Origin of the sequence: Vreelandella neptunia (assembly GCF_022489065.1) — a bacterium.
Lineage (GTDB): Bacteria > Pseudomonadota > Gammaproteobacteria > Pseudomonadales > Halomonadaceae > Vreelandella > Vreelandella neptunia_A.
Genome location: NZ_JAKVTW010000009.1, coordinates 39,353 through 63,541, shown reverse-complemented (window position 1 = coordinate 63,541; position 24,189 = coordinate 39,353). Strand labels below are relative to the sequence as shown.

The 24,189-nt window shown below is 55.9% G+C and carries 19 protein-coding genes; 3 read left to right on the top strand and 16 right to left on the bottom strand.

Annotated features, from left to right (window positions below; all coding sequences use genetic code 11):
• Positions 1 to 50: 50 nt before the first annotated feature.
• Positions 51 to 1,430, bottom strand: coding sequence for an MFS transporter (locus tag MLE19_RS13010; RefSeq protein WP_240718611.1), 1,380 nt, complete (start codon positions 1,428 to 1,430; stop codon positions 51 to 53).
• Between the two features lie 204 nt (positions 1,431 to 1,634).
• Between MLE19_RS13010 and uvrA the strand changes: the two genes are divergently transcribed.
• On the top strand, positions 1,635 to 4,481 hold the full coding sequence (uvrA, locus tag MLE19_RS13005) for an excinuclease ABC subunit UvrA (protein ID WP_240718610.1): 2,847 nt from the start codon (positions 1,635 to 1,637) through the stop codon (positions 4,479 to 4,481).
• A 159-nt stretch (positions 4,482 to 4,640) separates the two neighbouring features.
• Positions 4,641 to 5,384, top strand: coding sequence for a Crp/Fnr family transcriptional regulator (locus MLE19_RS13000; protein WP_240718609.1), 744 nt, complete (start codon positions 4,641 to 4,643; stop codon positions 5,382 to 5,384).
• A gap of 56 nt (positions 5,385 to 5,440) precedes the next feature.
• Here the strand turns inward: MLE19_RS13000 and MLE19_RS12995 are convergent, their stop codons facing one another.
• Both MLE19_RS12995 and MLE19_RS12990 read right to left on the bottom strand, forming a co-directional pair.
• Entirely contained in the window at positions 5,441 to 6,220 is a 780-nt protein-coding gene (locus tag MLE19_RS12995; RefSeq protein ID WP_240718608.1) for a ribonucleoside-diphosphate reductase, read from the bottom strand.
• Between the two features lie 59 nt (positions 6,221 to 6,279).
• The gene (locus tag MLE19_RS12990; RefSeq protein WP_240718607.1) at positions 6,280 to 8,391 is read right to left on the bottom strand and encodes an adenosylcobalamin-dependent ribonucleoside-diphosphate reductase; all 2,112 of its coding nucleotides are present in this window, start codon (positions 8,389 to 8,391) and stop codon (positions 6,280 to 6,282) included.
• 281 nt (positions 8,392 to 8,672) lie between these two features.
• Here MLE19_RS12990 and MLE19_RS12985 point away from each other — a divergent pair, with 281 nt between their 5' ends.
• Positions 8,673 to 9,200: a hypothetical protein gene (locus MLE19_RS12985; RefSeq protein ID WP_240718691.1), complete on the top strand. Its 528-nt coding sequence runs from the start codon at positions 8,673 to 8,675 to the stop codon at positions 9,198 to 9,200.
• Between the two features lie 13 nt (positions 9,201 to 9,213).
• Here MLE19_RS12985 and MLE19_RS12980 read toward each other — a convergent pair whose 3' ends face one another.
• The 13 genes from MLE19_RS12980 to MLE19_RS12920 all read right to left on the bottom strand — a co-directional run bounded on the left by MLE19_RS12980 (position 9,214) and on the right by MLE19_RS12920 (position 24,169).
• Positions 9,214 to 11,223 carry a sensor domain-containing diguanylate cyclase gene (locus MLE19_RS12980; protein WP_240718690.1) on the bottom strand — a complete coding sequence of 670 codons (2,010 nt, stop codon included), beginning with the start codon at positions 11,221 to 11,223 and terminating at the stop codon, positions 9,214 to 9,216.
• A 28-nt stretch (positions 11,224 to 11,251) separates the two neighbouring features.
• The gene (locus MLE19_RS12975) at positions 11,252 to 11,923 is read right to left on the bottom strand and encodes an OmpA/MotB family protein (protein ID WP_240718606.1); all 672 of its coding nucleotides are present in this window, start codon (positions 11,921 to 11,923) and stop codon (positions 11,252 to 11,254) included.
• A 5-nt stretch (positions 11,924 to 11,928) separates the two neighbouring features.
• A complete protein-coding gene (locus MLE19_RS12970) occupies positions 11,929 to 12,750 on the bottom strand; it encodes a motility protein A (protein WP_240718605.1) in 822 nt (273 codons plus the stop codon).
• A gap of 41 nt (positions 12,751 to 12,791) precedes the next feature.
• The gene (locus MLE19_RS12965) at positions 12,792 to 13,493 is read right to left on the bottom strand and encodes an RNA polymerase sigma factor FliA (protein WP_240718604.1); all 702 of its coding nucleotides are present in this window, start codon (positions 13,491 to 13,493) and stop codon (positions 12,792 to 12,794) included.
• Positions 13,494 to 13,519: 26 nt separating this feature from the next.
• On the bottom strand, positions 13,520 to 13,948 hold the full coding sequence (locus MLE19_RS12960) for a flagellar protein FlhE (RefSeq protein WP_240718603.1): 429 nt from the start codon (positions 13,946 to 13,948) through the stop codon (positions 13,520 to 13,522).
• Positions 13,949 to 13,973: 25 nt separating this feature from the next.
• On the bottom strand, positions 13,974 to 14,540 hold the full coding sequence (locus MLE19_RS12955) for a hypothetical protein (RefSeq protein WP_240718602.1): 567 nt from the start codon (positions 14,538 to 14,540) through the stop codon (positions 13,974 to 13,976).
• Positions 14,537 to 16,723: a flagellar biosynthesis protein FlhF gene (gene flhF, locus MLE19_RS12950; RefSeq protein ID WP_240718601.1), complete on the bottom strand. Its 2,187-nt coding sequence runs from the start codon at positions 16,721 to 16,723 to the stop codon at positions 14,537 to 14,539. Before flhF ends, MLE19_RS12955 begins: the two co-directional genes overlap by 4 nt.
• A gap of 59 nt (positions 16,724 to 16,782) precedes the next feature.
• A complete protein-coding gene (gene flhA, locus MLE19_RS12945) occupies positions 16,783 to 18,870 on the bottom strand; it encodes a flagellar biosynthesis protein FlhA (protein ID WP_240718600.1) in 2,088 nt (695 codons plus the stop codon).
• Positions 18,867 to 20,033, bottom strand: a complete 1,167-nt coding sequence (flhB, locus tag MLE19_RS12940) for a flagellar biosynthesis protein FlhB (protein WP_240718599.1) — start codon at positions 20,031 to 20,033, stop codon at positions 18,867 to 18,869. Before flhB ends, flhA begins: the two co-directional genes overlap by 4 nt.
• A gap of 104 nt (positions 20,034 to 20,137) precedes the next feature.
• Entirely contained in the window at positions 20,138 to 20,833 is a 696-nt protein-coding gene (gene cheZ, locus MLE19_RS12935; protein ID WP_240718598.1) for a protein phosphatase CheZ, read from the bottom strand.
• A 42-nt stretch (positions 20,834 to 20,875) separates the two neighbouring features.
• Complete coding sequence (gene cheY, locus MLE19_RS12930) at positions 20,876 to 21,265, bottom strand: chemotaxis response regulator CheY (protein WP_009097747.1); 390 nt, start codon at positions 21,263 to 21,265, stop codon at positions 20,876 to 20,878.
• Between the two features lie 69 nt (positions 21,266 to 21,334).
• Positions 21,335 to 23,026: a methyl-accepting chemotaxis protein gene (locus MLE19_RS12925; RefSeq protein ID WP_240718597.1), complete on the bottom strand. Its 1,692-nt coding sequence runs from the start codon at positions 23,024 to 23,026 to the stop codon at positions 21,335 to 21,337.
• A gap of 81 nt (positions 23,027 to 23,107) precedes the next feature.
• Positions 23,108 to 24,169, bottom strand: coding sequence for a protein-glutamate methylesterase/protein-glutamine glutaminase (locus MLE19_RS12920; RefSeq protein ID WP_240718596.1), 1,062 nt, complete (start codon positions 24,167 to 24,169; stop codon positions 23,108 to 23,110).
• Between the last annotated feature and the right edge of the window lie 20 nt (positions 24,170 to 24,189).

The following is a 24,189-nucleotide window of genomic DNA, read 5'->3' as shown; positions in this document are numbered from 1 at the left end:
GTCACATAGGATTAATTGCCAGCCAAGCCCCGTGTTACGGCCTCGCTAGATTAAGATTTTGGTGGTGCCATTAGCCTCGTCAACGCTGCCTGATCAAGCTGTTGGCGGTTCACTTTTAAATAGACCAAACGCTCTTCTGGCACCACCATTACGTCTTCGACGCCGACAACATCGGCTAAATGTTCCATTAATAGATCAAGCGCATCTGCCTGAGTCTCGTGCAGTGCCACTACTTCACTGGAGAGCGGTGGTGGTGAGGGCATCCGCCACATAGCAATCCACCAGCACAGCGCAAGTACGGCACAGCCGATAAAGACCGCGTTGAGCCCGCCATAATGCGCCAACAGACCACCCAGCGTACCGCCTAAAAAAGCCCCTAAAAATTGGCTGGTGGAGTACACCCCCATGGCGGTACCTTTCGCGCCCGCCGGGGCCAGTTTACTGAGCATGGAAGGCAGTGTCGCCTCCAACAGGTTAAAGCCTGTGAAGAACACAAACAGCCAAACGAACAGCCAATAACCTGGCGATAATGGTAGCCCCAGACCCGCTAAACTAATCACAATAGAGCCAATCGCCATCAGGCACATCAGCCGCATGCGCTGCTGCTTCTCGGCAACAATAATCAGCGGCACCATAGCCACAAACGATAGCGCCATAATGCCAAGATACGCCAGTCCATGATACTCAATGGCCACACCTGCGTTTAGCAAACGAAAAGGTACCGCCACAAATATCGCCATCAGCACTAAGTGCAGGGCAAAAATCGACAGATCCAGCCGCCATAAATCGGGGCGGGTGATCACGCTTTTGAACTGCTGACGATCCATGCCCACATCACGGTGGCGACGCCGCCGCGGCGCGGCAGGCACCCAGCGCCATAGTACCAGCAACCCTACCAGCGTCAGTAGGGCAGTAAACCAGAACACCCCGGCTAGCCCCGCCCAAGCAGCCAGCCATGGCCCCAGCACCATGGCGATGGCAAACGATACGCCAATCGAAAGCCCAATGGTCGCCATCGCGACGGTGCGAATTTCCTCACGGGTTTGATCCGCCAGCAGCGCCATGATAGCGGCCGCCACCGCACCGCCTCCCTGTAACGCTCGACCAGCGATTACTCCAGCAATGCTGTCAGAGAGCGCGGCAACGACGCTGCCAAGTGCAAAAATCACCAGCCCCATGGCAATCACCCGCTTACGCCCAATACGATCAGAGAGTAAGCCAAACGGAATTTGCAGCGTTGCCTGGGTTAAACCATAGATACCTAACGCAACGCCCACCAGCAGTGGCGTGGCCCCATCCAGCGTGTCGGCATACAGCGCCAACACGGGCAGCACCATAAATAGACCCAGCATGCGAGACGCATAAAGTCCGGCCAGACCGCTGATCGCTCGACGTTCAGAGGCCAGCAATAGTGCGGAAACCTTGCGCATAATGCCCCAGCGTATGGTGAAAAATAAAAATGTGGTGGATAAGCATGCGGTGAATATGCGTAACGACTTGAGACAGCCCCCTATTCTAGCGGTTTGAACTGACGCTGGAAACGTCGCGAGTTGACGCAGGTTATTAAAGCGGTTTTGCCGGGAGGGGTCAGACAAACGTATAATCACGCTTTTGCCGCGCGATTCGAGGTGTTGATGGACAGCATTCTGGTCAGGGGTGCCCGCACCCACAACCTCAAGCAGATCGATGTGGAACTGCCCCGTAACAAGTTGATTGTGATTACCGGCCTATCAGGCTCGGGTAAATCGTCATTAGCGTTCGATACTCTTTACGCCGAGGGGCAGCGCCGCTACGTGGAATCGCTCTCCACCTATGCGCGCCAATTCCTGTCGATGATGGAAAAGCCCGATGTGGATCACATTGAAGGGCTGTCACCTGCGATCTCTATTGAGCAGAAGTCTACTTCCCACAACCCGCGCTCGACCGTGGGCACCATCACCGAAATTTATGACTACCTGCGCCTGCTGTTCGCCCGTGCAGGCACGCCCCGCTGCCCAGAGCATGGCGAAGACCTTGAAGCCCAGACGATCTCACAAATGGTCGACCAGGTGATGAACCTTGCCGAAGGCACCAAGCTGATGCTGCTGGCACCGGTAATCAAAGGGCGCAAAGGTGAACACCTGCAGCTGTTAGCAGAGCTGCGTGCTCAGGGCTTTGTGCGCGCGTTGATCGACGGCCAAGTGCTGGAACTGGATGACATCGCTCCGCTGGATAAGCGCAAAAAACACGATATCAGCGTGGTGGTCGACCGTTTCAAAGTACGCGATGACCTTGCCCAGCGTTTGGCAGAGTCCTTTGAAACGGCGCTGAACCTCGCTGATGGCACCGCCATGATTCACTTTATGGACGGCGAGCGAGACGACATAGCCTTCTCATCGCGCTTTGCCTGCCCGGTGTGCGGCTACTCGCTGGCGGAACTTGAGCCGCGGATGTTCTCGTTCAACAACCCGGCGGGCGCCTGCCCAACCTGTGACGGGTTAGGCGTGCAGCAGTACTTCGACCCCGACAAGCTGATCAGCCACCCGGAACTCTCCCTGGCGGAAGGCGTAATCAAAGGCTGGGATCGGCGCAACATCTACTACTTTACCCAGCTCCAGGCGCTGGCCAAGCACTACCGCTTTGAACTGGAAACGCCCTGGCAGGAGCTTGCCCGCCATGAGCGGGAGGTGATCTTAAACGGCAGCGGCGACGAGCAGATTCCGTTTGTTTACGTGGGTGACCGGGGGCGGAAAGTGACCCGCGAGCACACTTTCGAAGGCGTGTTGCCCAATATGCAGCGCCGCTATCGGGAAACCGAATCCAACATGGTGCGCGATGATTTGGTCAAATACATCGCCGTGCAGCCCTGCGCCACCTGTAACGGCTCGCGACTGCGTAAAGAGTCGCGCCATGTTTACGTGGATGATCACAATATAGCCGAGATCGTGCGCTTCCCGATTGGCGAAGCGTGGCGCTATTTTGCCGATCTAAGCCTACCGGGGCGCAAAGGTGAGATCGCCGATAAAATCGTCCACGAGATCCATGCGCGCTTAGAGTTTCTGGTTAATGTGGGGCTGGACTATCTCAATCTGGAGCGCAGTGCCGATACACTCTCCGGCGGTGAAGCCCAGCGTATCCGCCTAGCCAATCAGATTGGTGCCGGCCTTGTCGGGGTGATGTATATCCTTGATGAGCCGTCGATTGGCTTGCACCAGCGCGATAACGACCGACTGCTAAAAACCCTTGAGCGGCTGCGCGATTTGGGCAATACCGTGATCGTGGTTGAGCACGATGAAGACGCCATTCGCGCCGCCGACCACGTATTGGATATCGGCCCTGGCGCAGGCGTTCACGGTGGTGAAATTGTCGCTCAGGGCACACCCCAGGACGTGATGGACAACCCCGACTCGCTGACCGGACAGTACCTTTCTGGCACGCGGGAAATCGCCGTGCCTCCCTACCGCATTCCCGGTAACCCTGAAAAGCAGCTGGTGGTACGCGGTGCTACCGGTAACAACCTGCAAAACGTAACGCTTAGCCTGCCACTGGGGCTGTTTATCGCCATTACCGGTGTCTCCGGCTCGGGTAAATCGACGTTGATCAACGGCACGCTAATGCCGATTGCGGCTCGCGAATTAAACCGCGCGACCACGCTGACCGCTGCTCCCTATGAGAAAATCGAAGGACTCGATCAGCTCGATAAAGTCATCGATATAGATCAGAGTCCGATTGGGCGCACGCCGCGCTCCAACCCGGCCACCTATACGGGTATTTTCACCCCGATTCGCGAGCTGTTTGCCGGCACCCAAGAAGCGCGGTCACGGGGCTACAAGCCCGGCCGCTTTAGCTTTAACGTTAAAGGTGGGCGCTGTGAGGCGTGCCAGGGCGAAGGCATGATTAAGGTGGAGATGCACTTTCTACCGGATATCTACGTGCCATGCGATGTGTGTAAGGGCAAGCGCTATAACCGTGAAACCTTAGATATTCACTACAAAGGCAAAACGATCCACGAAGTGCTGGCCATGACGGTGGAGGATGCGCTGGAGTTTTTCAGTCCGGTACCCGCTATTGCTCGTCGCTTGCAAACCCTGCTGGATGTGGGGCTCTCCTACATCCGTCTGGGTCAGAGTGCTACCACGCTTTCGGGCGGTGAAGCGCAGCGAGTCAAGCTGGCTCGTGAATTAGCCAAACGCGATACCGGCAAAACACTGTATATTCTTGATGAGCCGACCACCGGCCTGCACTTTGAAGATATTCGCCAGCTGCTGACGGTACTCCATCGCCTGCGTGATCATGGCAACACCATTGTGGTCATTGAGCACAATTTGGATGTGATCAAAACCGCCGACTGGATTGTCGATCTCGGCCCCGAAGGGGGCTCGGGTGGCGGGCAGATCATCGCCGAGGGCACGCCAGAACAGATCGCCAAACAGGACGTCTCGCATACTGGCCGCTTCTTAGCGCCACTACTAGCGAGAGGCAATCGCGCAACGAAGCGCTGATGCCTATTCGTTCGAAGGGTGGGCACAGTTGCTCACCCTCAACCGAACTAATCACACTCGTTAATACTTTTTGGCAAAGCAGCACGCAGCCAGATTGTTTATAGTACCGGCCAGATAATCATTAGCAGTCTTATGCAAGCCTCGCTAGAGGAATACATCATGAATGAAGAAAAAAGCTGTATTATCAAACACTTCAGCCACTACTGCTCACTGACTGAGGATGAGAAAAAACTACTCCTTTCGCTGGAAGAGAGCCCATCCGATATAAAATCGGGTACGCTACTTTGGGAAATGGGCGCTCCAGCCAATGAGTTCTGCACGCTAAAAAGTGGCTGGGCCTACTCCTACCGTCATCTGGAAAACGGTGATCGGCAAATTCTGGAAGTATTTTTGCCAGGTGACATCATTGGACTACGCGAATTTGCCTTCTCACAGCGCCTTGAGAACGTGCGTATGATCGATGACGGAGTGATATGCCACTTTCCGCATAAACGCATGCTCGAGATATTCCGCCAGTCGCTGCCACTTACCTCGGTAATGTTTGCCATTGGTAGCCGACAGCAGGCGCTCATGACCGAGCGGTTGGTCACCTTGGCCAGACGTAGCGCCCGTCAGAAAATGGCCCATTTTCTTTACGAGATGTATCTGCGACTGCGTCAAACCAATCCGGACCTTACCAATCAATTCCGCCTACCGCTCTCCCAGGAGCAGCTGGCCGATGTGCTGGGGCTGAGTCCGGTACACGTGAGCCGTACCTTTACGGCACTTAGCGAAAATGGCTTGGTGTTTCGAGACCGCCATCACCTGACGATACCGGACTTAAAAGCGCTCAGTGCCGAAGGGCAATTTGACGACTGCTATCTCACCGATAACGTCCGCCCTCTATTAGGCGAGTCTGCATAAAAATGGCCGCGTGCTATCAAGCACACGGCCATACTTAGACAGAGCCTTAACTCAACCTAACCACATTTTGACCAGCCACAGCCTGCATAGCAGGTAGGGCAGCCATCCATCATAATCAGCTCACCGCGGCATTCGGGGCAGTTACCCACCGTGGCTGGGCCGCTGCTTTCAGGCTTTTTTGGCGCTGAATGCTCACCGCCAATAGCCTCAACTGCACCCGTTTCAACCTCAGTGGCTTCCTCATCAGGCTGCCAAGCATGGCCGTGGGTCATGCGGTGGGCGTAGCGCTCGACTAACTGCTCCACAGGCACTTGATTACCGTCCCGATCCAGAAAGCCGCGGCGGTAGAGAATCTGCTGGATAGACCAGGCGATGGCCGCCACTTCTGAATCGTGGAACATCGGCTTGTTCCAGCGGTTCATGCCACAACGTACCAGCCCTTTGTCCCACGCCACCTTACGCAGATCCGCCACCGCCTGGGTGACGTAACCACCTCGCGCGGCCAGTGAGAGGCTGCGCATGGTCGCGGTGATCCACTGGTGCTCGCTGGAGAGCTGTCCTGACGGGAAAAAGAATTCTACCGGACGCTCAATCACAACGCGTTTGCCGCCAATCACGCCTTCCACCGGCATGAATGACACTAGCAGGTAGACTTTCTTGCGCCCTTCCGCCCCCACGTACGAAATCTTCTCCGATACGGCTTCCAGAGTGCCTTCTGGGCGTGACGGAATGCGCACCGTCAGCGGGTTTTCATCCTGTAGCTCAGGGGCAGGTACAGCCGGTGCCTGCTGCTTGATACGGTAACCGACAATTTTGGAGGTAATTTCAACAGCCATGGGATATCTCTCCGTTTAGCAAAGGTGTGCGTTAGTGAATAGTGGCGCTAAGCGCGGCATCACCATTTGCCGTAGGTGCCTTCTTTCAAGCCATCAAACAGGTTGGCAGCGTTGTGCTCTTCGCCGTCATAAACCACCTTCTCATCCCCGGTCAGTTCCAGGGTTTCGCCATTTTCCAGCTCAAAGACGTAGGTGGTGTTTTTAAGATCATCTTCGCGCACCAGTACGCCCTGGAAGGCTTCCGGGTTAAAGCGGAAGGTCGTGCAGCCTTTCAAGCGGCTTTCATAAGCCTGCAGATAGAGATCCTGAAACTGCTCAAAGGGGAAATCGGTGGGCACATTGACCGTTTTCGAGATTGCCGAATCGACCCAGTGCTGGGCAGCCGCCTGAACGGCCACGTGCTGTTCCGGTGAAATAGCATCGGCGGTCACAAAGTAATCCGGTAGGTCGCTGTCCACAGCGTCGGCGGCGATAAAGTGGCGGTACGCCGCTAACTCAAAAGAGACTACCTCGACCTGCTCTTTGGTCTTTTTGCCCGACTGGATAATATTGCGAAAGTAGCGGTGCGAGAACGAAGGTTCAATGCCGTTAGAGGCGTTGTTACCCATCGACAGGCTGATAGTGCCAGTTGGTGCGATCGAGCTGTGGTGGGTAAAGCGCGCACCATGCTCGGCCAGTTGCGCTACAAGCTCTGGCTCAAGCTCGGCCACTTGGGCCATATATTGGCTGTAACGGGCGTGCAGAATGCGCCCAGGCACTTGATCGCCCACTTCGTAGCCATCTTTGGCCAGCTGTGGGCGTTCACGCAGCATTTTAGGGGTAATGGTGTGCTCCTGCTCAAGCACTGGCGCCATGCCTTTCTCTTGGGAGAGCTCCAGCGCCTGCTTCCAGCCCTCAATAGCTAAATGACGGCTGACTTCATCGGTGAACACCAGCGACTGCTTGGAGCCGTAGGGGATTTTGAGCATGGTGAGCGTTGACCCCAGACCCAAAAAACCCATGCCGTGGCGGCGCTTAGCTTCGATTTCGCGCTGTTGCTGAGGCAGCGGCAAACCGGCAATCTCGACCACGTTGTCGAGCATGCGGGTAAAGATCGCCACCACTTTACGGTAGCGCTCCCAGTCAAAGCGCGGCTCGGTGCCGAAGGGGTCAATCACAAACTTGGTTAGGTTGACAGACCCCAGCAGGCAGGCGCCTTCCGGCGGCAGCGGCTGCTCGCCACAGGGGTTGGTGGCACGGATATCTTCGCAGAACCAGTTATTGTTCATGCGGTTAACCTGATCGATCAGAATAAAGCCCGGCTCGGCATAGTCGTAGGTGGAGGACATAATGGTGTCCCACAACTCCCGCGCCTTGATCACTTCAACGATGCGACAGGCGACGCGGCCTTCGGCATCCACCGTGTAACCCTCTTCGACTACCGGCCAGTCGCGGTAGAGTAGATCTTCCGGCTTAACGTCGTCTTTTTCACCCGGGTGGAGCGGAAAGGCCAGCGGCCAGTCGGTATTGTTCTTGACCGCTTCCATGAACTCATCGGTGATCAGCAGGCTAAGGTTAAACTGACGCAGGCGCCCCGCTTCGCGCTTAGCCTGGATAAATTCACGCACATCCGGGTGGCCCACATCGAAGGTACCCATTTGGGCGCCACGGCGGCCACCGGCAGAGGCCACGGTGAAACACATCTTGTCGTAGATATCCATAAACGCCAGCGGGCCATTGGTGCCAGCGCCAGCGCCGAAGACGAACGCGCCTTTGTGGCGTAGCGTCGAGAAGTCATAGCCGATGCCAGCGCCGGATTTCAGCGTCATGCCCGCATCGACCACTGAGTCGAGAATATCGCGCATGGAGTCGCGAATCGTGCGCGAGACGGTGCAGTTAATGAGGCTCACCGCTGGCTTATAAGCCTCAGCTCCCGCGTTGGAGAGAATACGACCAGCAGGAATAGCGCCATTTTCCAGCGCCCAGCGAAACTTTGGTAGCCACTCTTCGGCTTTGTCACCCTCCACCGCTGCGAGCGCGCGTGCGACACGTTCAAACGAAGCACCGACGTCCTGATCGACGGGTTGGCTATGACGATCCTTAAGGCGATATTTAGCATCCCAAATCTCCCGCGAGGGCGCCTGCATCGGGACATCATTAGAGGTCTTCATAGCCTTGGCAGCGGTGCTCATGTCGCAAAACTCCTTCACAACAGGGTGAATATAGCGCTTAAATCGTAGCGATTATACGTAGCATCGGAGGGAAGTATAGACTTGACTTCCCACCATATGAGGCGCTTTTTTTACTTTTTTCTACCATATATAGGAAAATCAGCGCGTTACTCTTTTGCCTTTCTGCAAGACGCTATAGACTGGATTTTATGTTAATCGCCTATTGGTTTTAGTAGATGGCCCTGATCATGACTGCACTTCGCCTCCAGCGTTTCCGTTTGCTCTCCTTAGCCGCTGTGGTGATGGCAGCCCCCTTGATGGCCGTTACACCGATGATTAACGCTGCCACGTTTAATACCGAGGACATGGCTTCCCACGATCATTGGCAATCAATGACGCTTTCGCTTGGCAACGAGGAGCATTATCGTGCGGTGGAAACCCACAGCTATTCAGACGCCACGCTTAGCCTGAACGCCAGCCCTGGGGTATGCGATTTACCCTGGCTGGAGATGCGGGTGACGCTAGAGCAGCAGCAAGGCGAGAGCCGTGCGGTCAAACTGGTACCCGCCCGGCTGCGCATTGACGAGCAGCCCATCATTGACACCATGGCGGAGTTTATTACGGAACGCGGCGATGATGGTTTTTATGCGCATTTTTACCTCAGCGACCTAGCAACGCTGATGGCGGATATGCGTCAGGGCGAACAGCTGTTTCTCGGCTTTGATCAGCAGGAACGCGAGCCTTGGTATATGACCTTTAGCCTACAAGGGGCCGATGCGGCGATTGCCCGAATGCTGGTTAAATGTGAAGGCGACGAAGCACAGCAGTAGTGAAAACAGCGCTTTAGTGAGTCGGCGCCATGGGCTCAAGCGCCATTTCAACGCGGTTGCGCCCACCATGCTTTGCACGGTACATAGCGTCGTCTGCCCGCGATATGAGGGTTTTACAGCTGTCACCCGGCTGCCAAACGGCAACACCGATACTCACTGTTACTGCTTGCTCAAGGCCCGCAATGTGCAGCTCTGCTACCAGCGAGCGCAGCCGCTCGGCTAAACCAACGGCAGCATCAACGTCGGAGTGAGTGGCCAGCACAATAAACTCCTCTCCACCCCAGCGGCCAAGGTGGTCACAGCCACGCAAAGAGCTCTCCACCAGACGCGCTAGGGCCACCAGCACATCATCACCTACGCTATGGCCATAGGAATCGTTGATCTGCTTAAAGTTATCTACATCAAAAAGCAGCAAGGCAAAGGCAGCTGCATAGCGCTTTGCAGCCACTAGTTCGGCATTAATCGCTTCTTCAATGCGGTAGCGGTTCCACACTTTGGTTAATGGATCAAAATGCGCTAACTGCTCTAGCCGCTGGTTCGCTTCAGCAAGGGCTTTACGCTCGCGCTCCAGATGCATATTCAGTGAACTAATTTCATAGGCCGAAATGGCCAACGTTAGGTCTTCTCCCAAATCGACCGCCGCTAAGCGCTCAACCCGCTGCCAAGCTTCACTTTTGCCCACCACCTCTTCATACCAAGCAACCGACGGGGTCACTATCGACGCAGGTAGAGGATTAGCTGAAGGTTGCATCGCCCAATATAGCGTTTCGACCTGCTCTGGACGAAAGAGTATCAACCACGCGCGCTGGGTAGCGTTCATCGACAGCGGTACTGCCAAGGCGCCACACTGTTCGGGCATGGCTAACGAGCAGGTTAACGGCTCTTTGGCGAGCTCGCGCGTGCACCAGGGGCCGCTATGCACGTGGGCTCTCTCAAGCCGTAAAACAAACTGACTTATCGCTTCCGGTGAGGGCGTCACGCCAGCTTGATAAGCGCCGCCATTCACCCAGAGCACAATGCCATGGGCACGAAACAACTTCATCCAGGTGGCCGCCTGTTCATGAAGTAGGCGCTGGGGGCTCTGCGGCTCACTGCGTGCCCGTGTACTCAGCACCAGGCTATCTTGTACGCGCTGTAAGTAGCGTGCTTCTTGACGCGCCCGCAGTAGCAGCATGCGCTGTGTGGCCATTTGCACCAAGGTGCGAACGGCATCGCGTACCGGTGGCTCGACTGAATGCGGGGTTGCCGAGTGGCAAAATACTAGCCCCCACAGGCCAGTATCGCCCTGCATTGCCAAGCTCAGCGAGCTACTCACACCCAAGCGCTTAAGATAGCGCTGCCTTTCTGGCGCCGGAGCACGTAAAAAACTGCCGCTTAGGGGTATAGCAGAAAAAGCGGGCATCAGCATTTCAGGGGGAGCATTAACGTCTTCAATCAACCGCACGGGATGATTTTCATAGCTTCGGCGCAACGTGATCGGAAAGTCACTGGCGGGAAAGCGCTGCCCCAGTAGCGAAGGCAGCCGCTCGCCCAGCGCTTCGGCTACGATCAAGCCATGCCAATCACTATCGAAATGGCACACGCTGACGCGATCATGACCGGTGAGCTGTTGAATAGCATTGACTAAGGAGTCGAGCAGCTCCTCCTGATGGGTCGCTTCTGCCAAATGCATCAATCGCTCGTTCACCGTACCCAGTAGGCGACGCTTCCCGAGGGGATTAAGTGGCTCAATCTCGACAATGACTTGCTCATCTACCCGGTAAGCATGCAGTTGAAAACGCACGCTGCTGTGTTTAGGACGAATAAACGCCAACGGACCGGGGAGGCGCTGCTGCCCCTGAAGCTCGCGACGCACCCGCTGGCTAAGGCGTTTGCCCAACGCACAGGCAAGACTTAGCTCCCCGTTTTCAGGGAGTTCAATGCCGGTCAAGCAGGCTAAATTTGTGCTGGTAGCTTGAATACGACGGCAATCAGCATCCAATACCAGCAGTGCACCAAACGACTGCAATAACGGGCGGAACATGGGCACAGGCGTAGCCTCGACAATCTATTCACCCTTCGACCTGCTGCCTGAGCAACAGCTCTACGCGCCGGTTGGCAGCTCGGCCATCCGCGGTTGCGTTCGGTTCCATGGGTTGGGTATCAGCATAGCCGACGGCCCGCATACGAGAAATATTGAACCCTTGGCTTTCTAAATGGCGTACGACGGCGATAGCCCGCGCTGATGAAAGCTCCCAGTTAGACGGGAAGCGGTCTGTCGAAATGGGCACGCTATCAGTATGGCCTTCTACAGAAATCTGCCCGTCAAAACGGGTGAGCACATCCATAAGACGCTCAACCACACTACGCCCCTGAGACGTCAATACTGCTTGGCCGCTGGCAAATAACAGGCTGGTATCAATTCTCAGCGTGACACCTTCGCGACCTTGCGAGACGCTCACACCGGGAATATTCAGCCCAGCAAACTGCGGCTGTAACCCTTCATGGCGAGGCTGTATACCCGTGGCCAGAGACGCTAGCGGCAGTGATGATACAGCGCTTGCTGAACGCATGAAAGCAGTATCCGCAGCTTCACCGCCGCCCGGTGGCGTGAGTGAAAGCAGTAGCACAAAGAGCGTGATAAGCAGTGTCAGCACATCAAGATAGCTGGTTAACCAGCCTTCATCGCCCTCACCCGCCGAGGCCGGTATTTCCAACGCATGGCGTGTATCACGGTCTAACATGGTGGCTATCTCTTCGCTGCCGAACTCACCGATACGTCAGGCCTTGGCTTTACGCTATTATCGCGAATTTCATCGTGGTAATTAGCCACGAAAGAGTTAAGGGTTTCTTCAATAAACGAGGGCAAGCGACGTTTGGTAATCAGTGAGATACCTTCCAATACCATGTTCATGGTAATCAATCGCTCTTCGGTGCGGCGCTCTAGCTTCACCGCAATCGGCTTAAACACTAAGTTGGCGAGTAAAATGCCATAGAAGGTGGTTAGCAGGGCCACCGCCATGCGGGGGCCAATCACCTGCAGGTCACCCGCATCCATCACCTCCAGCATATTCACTAGCCCCACCAACGTACCGATCATGCCAAACGCCGGGGCATAGGTGGCCATGGTGCGAAATATTTGTGCTTCCGCATGCTCCCGCGCTTTCAGGCGAGCAATGCGCCAGCGCAACATGTCAAAAATTTCGTCTTCTTTGGTGTTGGCAATCACCAACTGAATACCGGTGCGCAGAAACGGATTGCGCGTATGCTCCAGCTCACGCTCAACCGCGCGCACATCACCTTTAAACCATAGCCGCGACATGTCCACCAGCTCGCGGATATCGTCACGCATATAGGTATTTTCACGCCGGAATACCAAACCCACCAGACGCACAACGCGAAGCACTTCTTTTAGCGGGTAGCTGATGAAGGTGGCCGCTAACGTACCGGTCACCACAATGGCTAACCCCGGTAAATTGATAAAGCTTTCGGGGGACTCTGCGGTAAAAAACAGCACGCTCACCAGCAGCAGGATGCTGGCAAATATGCCTATTAACGTCGAAGGGTTCATCCACGGCTCCTTGCCGGTCACAAGTGAGTAAACAAGAGGTGTTATGCGGAGTCGTGTAAGCGCGCGCGTAAGCGACTCACGGCTTGGCTGTGCAGTTGAGAAACGCGTGATTCCGTTACGCCCAACACAGCGCCTACTTCCTTGAGGTTGAGCTCTTCTTGGTAATACAGCGCCATCAGCAGTTTTTCTCGCTCGGGTAGCGCTTCGATCGCGTCAATCAGCGTTTGCCGCTGCTGGCCATCGAGCAATTGCTCAAACGGTGAATTACTCAGCTCATTACTCACCGGTTCACCGCCATCCGCGACTAACTCTTCAAAGGGCAGCAGCTGACCACTGTTGGTGTCATTGAGGAGCTGTTGATACTCACTCAATGGCATATCAAGATGGAGAGCAATTTCGTTCTCTTCCGGCGCCCTACCCAGCTGTTGCTCTAATTGACGAACGGCACTGTCTACCGCTCGCGCTGAACGCCGCACACTTCGTGGCAGCCAGTCGCGGGTGCGCAGCTCGTCCATCATCGCGCCACGAATACGCTGGCTGGCAAAGGTTGCAAATGTCGCGCCTTGAGTAGCATCAAAGCGACCCAGCGCTTCTAAGAGCCCTACCATGCCTGCTTGAATAAGGTCATCGAGCTCAATGCTGGCTGGCAAACGGACCTGAAGCGTCAAGGCCTGACGTCGCACCAGTGGCATGTATTGCGTCAACAGCTCACTCTGTTTGATCCTGCCTTGTGCTGTGTACATGCTCTCGCCTCGCGGCTATACAGCCTTCACTGATAGTTCACAATCATTTGCAGCCCCTGCACACGAACCGGCCGCTGGCCTGGGCGTAAGGCAAAGCGAAAATGCAGTGGCTCATCGGCCGTCTGCCCTGCTAATGCAGTAGTAGAGCCCCGCATACCGGTTAACGCAACGCACTGCTCGGGATGGCACAACCAGGCGTTTAACAGAGCGCCAGGAGGATATTGAAACTGCCATTGAATACGCCCAAGCTGCCCGTGCTTAAGGTTAGCGACGGCGGGTGGGGCCGCGGTTTGACTCGCGCTTGCCCGATCACTCATCGCCACCATCAACCCTGGTATCTGGGTGCTCCAACTACCGCTGGCTGCCTGGGCACTCGCCGTTAATCCCGTCAGTAGCAATCCGATTAGCAGTAGCGCAACCTGCGAATGGGAGCCTCTTAATAGCCAGCTTAGCATGCTTGGTCCCCTCGGCGGAGTACGCTCATCGTGCAAGTACCAGTAGTTCCATATTTAAGTAGTACTCGGCGGCTCCACGCAAGTTATCAAGTAACCCCTGCCGCGGCAAATGCGGCTCGTGAAGCGCCAGTAAACGGCGTGGGCCACCCCGTTCATGAAGCTGCCGCAATGTCCGGTACATGGCGGCAAAGTCATCGGCATCACTGCTGATCCATAGCGCCCAGCGGTTGTATTGATTGCACAACTCAGCAAGGTCAGACGTTTCAGCCATTGCGATGTGTATGCTCCAATCATCAGGCTCACCGGCCCAGTTTCGGCCTAACGAAGACCACTGACCCAGGCGTGCTTTGACCCTGCTCACCTGGGCTGCACCACTACCCGGCAGCCCGACCACCATAAGCGGAATTTTGGGCTTTGGCGGGGCTTGCGCCTCAGGCTGCTCCGCGAGCGCTACTTCTGGCGTTAATGGCGGCAAAGGGGGTTCAGGCACATGCTCTGCCGCTGCCACATCAATCCCTTCCTCCGCTTCTTGCTGCTGGCGCTGCAAACTTGCCCACTTGCGCAGGCCCGATGCTTGATCTTGGTCGCTCACGCCACACCCTCTCGACTGACACTGCCCATTTGGCGAATCGCATCCCGCGCCATAAACGCATAGACCAGCGCATCAAGCATGCCGGTATCGCGACGACGACGGCTGGTGCCCGATAAGTTGAGTAGATCCCCGCGCAGCGTCTGCGCTCCCTCATCATCAGCGACATCGAGATGCCCTACGACTGACGCCATGCCGCTGGCCATGAGCAGGCGCACCTCGGCGTTTAGATCACCGCTGTCGGCCTCTTTTAACTGCTGCCAGGCGCGCCGCGTCAACGCTGATAATCCGTCGCTTTGCAGCTGCGTTACCAATAGCGAGAGCACCTCTGCTCCCAGCCGAGCCGGGGTAAGCCAATAGCGCCGTGCTACCACTTTGGCACTTTCTGGGTCACGAACTTCCCCGTACCAAGCGAGCAGAGCACAGCCAGACGCGTCTTCCACTTCGGCGTAGGCAGTCCATAGTTGCACGGATTGGCCACGAAAACGTAGGCCAACATGATGCGTCAGCACACTGTCGCTAAATAATTGGCGAATGGTTTGCCGCTCGTGGTGAAAGAGTATCCGATGACTGGGGGCTACTTGGCTGACCCAGGTCAAGTGCTGGGCTTCCAGCCACACCAGGGCATCGGGCTCGGGAAAGCGCGGAAGCAAGTGCACCGCTACACCGCTTGATGCCGACAGCGCGGCTAAGCGCGGCTGCCATCCTGCGGCGTGGCGATGCTGCAGCCAAGGTAGCGCCAGCCAGGCGCCATCACTGTCAAGACCTATGTCTGGCATTGCCCAGTCGCAGCCGCGCTCATTACGCCGCGCTGACCATGCCATACCTAAGGTGGTATCCGCCGCTGGATAGGCAGCGAGCAGTGCGTCCAAACGCTCGCCCTGAACACGGCTTGGCAGTGAGGCTAGATCCCAGACCGCTTCTAATTCGGCAAACCCTGTCACGCGCTGCCGCAGTCGTGCCATTAGCGATGACAAACGTCGCCCTTGCCCCAGCACATCCCGCGACCAGCGCGGCATCTCCATGGGGGTGTCGGCACTTTGTGCTCGTTCACGCTGCGGCATTGCGGTACTTAGTGCTTGATCAACGAGTGCCGCCGGGGCAGCAATGGCCATATCTTCAGGAACCTGCTGACCATTGGAACCAAACAGCACGCGCATCCCATGGCGCATGACAATGTCGAGCACGGGTGCCAGGCGGCCCGCTTCATCCTGTTTAGTAATAATGCAGTCATCTAACTCTGCGCCCGCCGCACGCGCGGCCTGGCGGTAACGCAAAACAACCTCTTCCAGGGTTTCAGGCTGGCTGGCGGCATTGAGCAGTAGCACCAGACGCACCCGCGAGCGCCCGCCTTGAAGGTGAGCAATCTGCTCTATCACTCGCTGATCACGCTGGCTCATGCCTACCGTGTCGATAATGACCCACTGTTTGCCCTGCAAGCGACCCAGCAGGTCATCAATGGGTTGTTCGGCGTCCAGCGCATACATGGGTGTGTCCAGTAGGCGCGCATAGATGCGTAGCTGCTCATGGGCTCCGATCCGGAAACTGTCAGTCGTCACCAGCGCCACCGGGCGTGTGCCATGGCGCATGACAAAACGTGCCGCCAGCTTAGCGGTGGTGGTCGTTTTACCCACTCCCGTTGGCCCCACTAGGGCGACAATGCCGGTTTGATCGAAGAAGCTTGCTTCATCACTCAGTACACACAGACGCTCCATTAACTGCTGACGCAGCCACTGCATCGGTGCTTCGCTATCTCCGCTCAGTGCTTTTAACGGCTCAGGCAACCCTGCCAGCAGCTCATCGGCGAGCTCATTGCCAAAGCCGACACTCCATAGCAGTTGGCGCAGCTGCGCGACGGTGCCCGTTGCCGCTGCCTGCTGGGGCGCAGAAGCGGCATTAGACGATTGGTTGCTGGCCAACAGCGCGCGCATATCCTGCATTTCTTGCAGTAAGCGCTCGCTCATCGCCTGCATCGGGTCTTGCGCCGGAGAAACTACCGGCGTTTCGGGGGGAGTTGGTTCAGGTGAGGGCTCAAAATGGTCGATGGCTTCATCCGCCATGGCCAAGATTTCAACGCCCCCTTCGGTACGCCGGTTAGCGACAATCAGGGCATCTTCACCGAGCGCCTCGCGCACTTGGCGCATCACATCACGACTATTGGCTCCCACGAAACGTCTAACGCTCATGACTTACCCTTTGCCTATGCTGGAAATGGATGACGCTAGCCTATCACGGCATATGAGTATCAACGTCCGCCGACCACGGTGGTCACTTTTAGCGTGCGGTCATCGGGAATCTCTGCCTGGGACAGCACGGACATATGGCGTAAACGACGGCGTAAGAAACGCGACAATACTGCTCGCAACGAGTGCTGCACGACAAGCACCGGTGGCTCGCCGGAGCTCTCATGTCGCTCTAAAGCCTGCTGCGCTTGGGTCATCAGGGTCTCTGCCAACCCAGGCTCCATCGCACCGTTGCCATTCATTGCCTGCACCAGCACTTGTTCCAACTGGGCATCCAGACCCATCACATTGAGGGTCTCTTGCCCGGCAAACCACTGCTGGACAATCGCACGGCCAAGCGAGACCCGCACCAGCGCCGTCAGCTCGTTAGGATCTTTTTGCTGAGTGGCGTACTCCGCCAGGGTGTCCAGAATAGTGCGCATATCCCGAATAGAGACATCTTCGTCAAGCAGGTTTTGCAATATACGCTGCAATACCGTCAGTGAAATCGCCTTGGGAATCACTTCTTCCACCAGGGCTTTTTGGTCATCGCCCATTTTATCTAGCAACTTCTGCACTTCCTGACGCCCCAGCATTTCAGGCGAATGTCGGTGCAGTAGATGATTCAAATGGGTGGCAATAACCGTGCTGGCATCCACCACGGTGTAGCCGTAGACCTGAGCATGTTCACGCTGATTGCTGTCAATCCAAACAGCGGGCAACCCAAAGGCGGGATCCTGGGTATGGGTGCCCTGCAATTCGCCTGAGACCTGCCCTGGATTGATCGCCAGCCACTTACCCGGTTGGGCCTCCGCACGACCAATTTCAGCCCCTTTCATGGAAAGGACGTAGGCGTTGGGGGGGAGTTCCAAGTTATCGCGGATGTGCACTACCGGCGGTAAGAAACCCACTTCTTGAGCAAACTTTTTACGCACACTCTTAATACGCCCCAGCAGCTCTCCTTTTTGACGCGAGTCGACCAGCGGTATTAAGCGGTGCCCCACTTCCAGACCAAGCGTATCGACCAGCTGTACATCTTCCCAACTGGCTTCGGGGGTCTCTTGTAAGGGTACGGGGGCAGCGGCAACTTCGTCTTTAACCAAGGCCTGCTCTTTTTGGCGCATAAGGAACCACGCCAAACCGGCCAACAGGGCGGTGAATAGCAAAAATACGAAATTGGGCATACCGGGCACCATGCCCAGCAGGCCCATCACCACGGCAGCCAAAATCAGTACTTGAGGGTTAACGAAGAGCTGGCTGAGCATTTGCTGGCCAATATCCTCGTCTGTATCAGTACTTACCCGAGATACCGTGACACCCGCCGCGGTTGAAATCACCAGGGCCGGTATTTGCGCGACCAGACCGTCACCGATCGCTAGCAACATATAGGTCTTGCCCGCAGCGGCAAATCCCATATCGTGCTGCAGCATACCAATCATCAGCCCGCCGATGATATTGACCACCATAATGACCAAACCGGCAATGGCATCACCACGGACGAACTTGCTCGCGCCGTCCATCGAGCCGAAAAAATCCGCTTCTTGAGCGACTTCAGCGCGACGCTTTTTGGCATCCTCTTCGCCGATCAAACCGGCGTTAAGGTCGGCATCAATGGCCATTTGCTTACCGGGCATCGCATCCAGCGTGAAGCGCGCGCCGACCTCGGCAATACGCCCGGCACCTTTGGTAATCACCATAAAATTGATGATGACGAGAATAAGGAAAACCACTAGGCCCACAGCGAAATTACCGCCGACCAGGAACGCCCCAAACGCTTCAATGACCTTACCCGCAGATGCACCGCCTTGGTGGCCCTCCATTAACACCACGCGAGTGGAAGCAACATTGAGCGAGAGGCGCAGCAGTGTGGTGAATAGCAATACGGCTGGAAACGCTGCAAAATCCAGCGGCTTACGAGTAAACATGCTGACCATTAGCACCATGATGGCCAGCGCGATATTGAAGGTGAACAGCAGATCGAGCGCAAAAGGCGGCAAGGGCACAATCATCATGCCCAAAATCATCAGGATGAGCAGAGGCCCGACCAGCAGCTTCATGCGCACATCGCCCATCCAGTCGCGCTTACCGATCATTTGGCTTAAGCCTTTCATGGTTGCGCCTCATTACCACCGGCGCTTGGCTCGGGGCTTTCCATTTCCGGGGGAACCGGCAGGTTATCAGGGGTTGGCGGCACCTCGCCTCCTTGTTGTGCTACTTGCTTGAGACGGTAGGCCCAGGCCATGACTTCCGCCACTGCGGTATACAGTTCGGCGGGCACCTCTGCGTCTAGATCCACGTGATGATACAGCGCACGCGCCAATGGCGCTGCCTGCAATCGCGGAACGCCGGCCTCTTCGCCAACCTCCCGAATACGTGCGGCCACCGCATCAGCGCCTTTTGCCACTAACCGTGGGGCACCCATGCTGCCCTCCTGGTAAACCAAAGCGATGGCGTAGTGGGTCGGGTTGGTTATGATCACGTCCGCCTGGGGCACTTTACTCATCATCCTGCCACGCGCCATAGCCTGCTGTTGCTGGCGGATGCGCGCTTTCACATGCGGGTCGCCTTCCGTCTCTTTGTGCTCGCGCTTGACCTCTTCCTGGCTCATGCGCAGCTTCTTGGCATTGTCCCAAAGCTGGAAAGGAACATCGATCAAAATGACCACGATTAAAACCAACACCATCAGCCCCGCCGCCTGAGCCGCCATACGCAACGCATTTGACAGCGCTTGCTGGATAGGCTGATCCATCAGCGCCATAAATTTGCCAATGTTGTAATACAAAAATAGAGCAGCCACGCCCCCAACCAGTACCGACTTGGCAATCGCTTTTGCTAACTCCACCAATGCCTGAGTGGAGAAAATACGCTTGACGCCTTTTATGGGGTTCAGCTTGGAAAACTTGGGCTGCATCGATTTACCTGATATCAGCCACCCTCCCAGCAGTCCCGGCGCCACTAATGCGATAACGGCTAACAGTAAAAAAAGCGGCGTCATAGCGAAAAGCGTACGCTGGCCAAGATCCAGCGCGTTGACCAGCATGGGTGTGCTTTCGAATGCCTGGCGACGCTCAAAGAGGAAGGCCTGCTCCATCACCGTGCCCAATTGGTCATAAAGCATTTTACCCATGCTCCACAAACCAATCACGCCACCTAACAGTAATAAAAACGTATTTAACTCGCGGGAACGAGGCACCTGCCCCTCTTCACGGGCTTTGCTTAGCCGCTTGGGGGTGGCCTCTTCGGTCTTTTCCTGGTCGCTATCGTTATCTGCCATACGGTTATCCGGCCAGGTGAAGCGGAGCTTATCACGTATTCAGCCGTCCAAAGGGACGGCTGAATGGCGTGTTCGCATGCCCGTAGGGCGTTTAACTACACACTTTAAAAGCCTAATTCGTCCAATAAATCGTCAACCTGATCCTGCCCAGTGACGATATCAGGCGCATTGTCCCTTACTTGTGGCCCATTCAAAAGCTCTTCGTTGCGCCGTGCATTGTCGCTTTTCCACTGATCCTCGGCCTTGCGCTGCATCGTTTCTCGTGCATGGGCACCCGGAGCATTTTCAATAAGCACCTGCACCAACTGATGTTCGATCTCTTGGATCACGTCCATCATCTTCTTAATCACTTGGCCTGTCAGGTCTTGGAAGTCCTGGGCCATCATGATTTCCATCAGCTCTTTGTTGGTCGCTGAGGTCATATCGGGCACGTCGCTGAGATAGCTTCGTGTCTCGACGACCAGCGCCTTGGCTTCATCCAGCTCTTTGGGGGCTTCAAACCATTCGGCCCAGCGTTTGTCCAAAGCGCTGGCACGATCTGCCAACTGATCCTGAAGCGGCTGGGCACGATCAATCGCATTAAGCGCTCGGTCTGCCGCCTGTTCCGTCATGGTCGCGACATAGTGCAAGCGGTCGCGAGCATCAGGAATGGCTTCTGCCGCTTTTTCAATCTCTTTGTCCAGCCCCAGCTCACGCATGTTCTCACGCAGCATGCGCGTTAACTTACCGATACGATGAATAAGGTCTTCAGCGGCTTCTTCAGACAGCTGGGCAGAACCGGACTGCTCATTCTGACTCATTATGTTGTCTCCTCGTTAACCAGGCACACAGGCCTAGCCGCTTTATTTACCCATTTTATCGAAGATCTTATTGAGCTTCTCTTCCAGGGTAGCGGCAGTGAACGGCTTGACGACATAGCCGTTAGCGCCCGCTTGAGCGGCCGCAATGATATTTTCTTTTTTTGCTTCGGCGGTCACCATCAGCACAGGAAGGCCTTTTAAGGCCTCATCCTGACGGATCTCCTTGAGCATCTCCAGGCCATCCAGGTTCGGCATATTCCAATCGGATACCACAAACTCGAAATTGCCAGCCCGCAGCTTGTTGAGCGCGTCTTGCCCATCTTCTGCTTCATCTACATTGGTGAAGCCCAGCTCCTTAAGCAGACTACGCACGATCCGACGCATAGTGGGAAAGTCATCTACAACCAGGAAACTCATATTCTTATCTGCCATCGGTCATCCTCTCGTCAGTACATGGCACAGGGGTGACTGGAAAGTACAGTCAGGGGTTAAAATGCTGCCTTAAAACTCTTCCCACTCTTCATGGTCGCTACGCTGCGCAGCGGGTCGACGAGCTTGCTGGTCGGCCCTGGGGGCAGGCATTACGTGAGAGGTCGAAGACGCAGACGGTAGCGCCTGATGGGACGCTGCCTGCACACCCAACAGCTTGAAGACGGCGACCGCCTGCTCCAAGCGATTGGCTTGTTCTTCCAACGAGGACGCAGCGGCCGACGCTTCTTGCACCAGTGCGGCGTTTTGTTGGGTGACTTGATCCATTTGGCCAACGGCTTGGCTAACCTGTTCAATGCCGTCGCTCTGCTCCTGTGAGGCCGCAGAAATTTCATCCATGATATCGGTGACACGGCGCACCGCGGTGACCACATCTGACATCGTAGTGCCCGCCTGCTCAACCAGAGTGGAGCCTTGTTGAATCTGGGTTACCGAGGCATCAATCAGGGTTTTAATCTCTTTGGCAGCATCGGCACTGCGGCTGGCGAGATTACGCACTTCTCCTGCCACGACCGCAAAGCCACGGCCTTGCTCGCCAGCACGCGCCGCTTCTACCGAGGCATTGAGGGCCAAAATATTGGTTTGAAAGGCAATCGAATCGATAACGCTGGTAATGTCGGCAACTTTTTTCGAGCTCGTCGAAATACCGTGCATGGTCTGAACCACCTGTGCAACCACTTGGCCGCCACGCTCAGCAGTGGTGGAGGCGTCGGCTGCTAGGGTACTGGCTTGGCGAGCGTTATCAGCATTCTGTTTTACCGTCGCGGTCATCTCTTCCATGCTGGCGGCGGTTTCTTGAATCGACGCAGCCTGCTGTTCGGTGCGCGATGATAAATCGGCGTTGCCACTGGCAATCTCACGGGTACCGTGGTGAATCTCGTTACTGCCTTCACGCACCCGGCTCACGATATTAGTTAGGTTCTGCTGCATAGTGCCCATGGCACCAAACAGACGGCCAATTTCGTTTTTACCCGCCTCCGGCAGTGGGTTCGTTAGATCAGCCTCTGCAATGGCATCCAGCCGCTGGATAGCGCCTCTTAGCGGCGTAATCACCGTGCGGCGCAGGCCCACGTAAATCACCAATGTCACCAGCAGGGCAAAAATCACGACCCCCGCATTGATCATCGTGAACAGGTTGCCCTGAGCCGCTGCATCCGTGCGAATGGTATCTACTCGTTGGAAACCGTAGGTCACGAACGCGGTCATGCTGGTAGCCAAACTACCCAAGGGCTCAACCAACTCATCACGTAGGTTGTTGTAGCGGGTGAGATCCATATATTCAAAGGTTTCATGCTGCTGTTTAACCAGCCCCAGCACGGTTCGGAAGTCTTCAATGAGGGCGTTTCCTAGCGCTTCTCCTGCAGGTGTACGTGGAGTCTCGACATAACGTTCAAAGCGTTGCTCGGCACGCTCAATACGGTCAGCGGCGACATCGACCTGGGCGTTGGACTGCTGAGTCTGGCCGACCATCAGGTAGTTTGAAGCAGTCTCCATCGCCAGCATGGCCTGGTTTAACAGTGAATCTGCGCGGTTAATCTCATTTAACTGCGAATCACTAATACCGCTTAGCGTTGCCAAGTTATTTTGCGCATTGCGATCAGCGACAACACTCAACCCCGCAATCACTAAAATCAGGGCGACAAAACAGGCAAGCGCCGCCACCACAGCAGCTTGAATACTCATATTGCGCAGTAAACGATTCATTGGAGTTCCCTTGTAAGCTTATTAAGTTTTTTATTCCTAGCGCTTTGCACTAGTGTTTAAGCTAAGTTCTGATGAATTGCGCTATACACGCTGCGCGCGGCCGGAGGCTGCGATCAGCGCCATCATGCGCGAGGGAATGTCATCTAACGCGACCACTTCCACCGCACCACCTACCGCAATAGCTTCACGGGGCATACCGAAAACCACACACGTTTGTTCATTCTGCGCAATCGTGGGGGCGCCCGCCTGGCGCATCTCAAGCAGCCCCGCCGCACCGTCCTTGCCCATACCTGTCAGTATCACGCCAATGGAATTTTTGCCTGCGTGCTGAGCCGCCGAGTGAAACAGCACGTCTACCGAGGGTCGGTGGCGATTGACCGGTGGGCCGCTGTCTAGTCGTGCCACATAGTTAGCACCACTGCGCGCTAATTTTAGGTGCTGATCACCGGGGGCAATGTAAGCGTGTCCGGGCAGAATCCGCTCTCCATCGGTCGCCTCTTTCACGGTAATCCGGCACAGCCGATCTAACCGCTCGGCAAACGAACGCGTAAAACCACCGGGCATATGCTGGGTAATCAAAATCGCCGGGGCGTTAGCCGGCAAGGGCTCAAGCACTGCCCGAATCGCTTCGGTACCACCAGTGGACGCACCAATAATAATCAGCTTCTCACTCGAAACGAGCGGTGCTTTCAAAGCTGCCGGCGGCGGGGTATTTTTATTCCGCGCCTGTCGCGGCCGTGAGCGTGCTGCGGCGCGTAATTTTTCGGCAATCTCGTCGGCATACTCCATCATGCCATTACGAATGCCGAGGCTCGGCTTGGCGACAAAATCCAGTGCGCCAAGCTCAAGCGCACGCAGGGTAATTTCCGAACCGCTTTGGGTCAGCGATGACACCATCAACACTGGCATGGGACGCAAGCGCATTAAGCGTTCGAGAAAATCCAGGCCGTCCATGCGTGGCATTTCGACATCAAGGGTCAACACATCTGGATTGTGCTGCTTGATCAAATCCCTGGCGGCGATGGGGTCAGGCGCGACGGCAACGACTTCCATATCAGGCTGGGAGTTAATAATTTCCGTTAACAAATCGCGAATTAGCGCCGAATCATCGACACACAGTACTTTGATCTTGGCTGCGCTCAAAGCACGCCTCCTATTGCTGT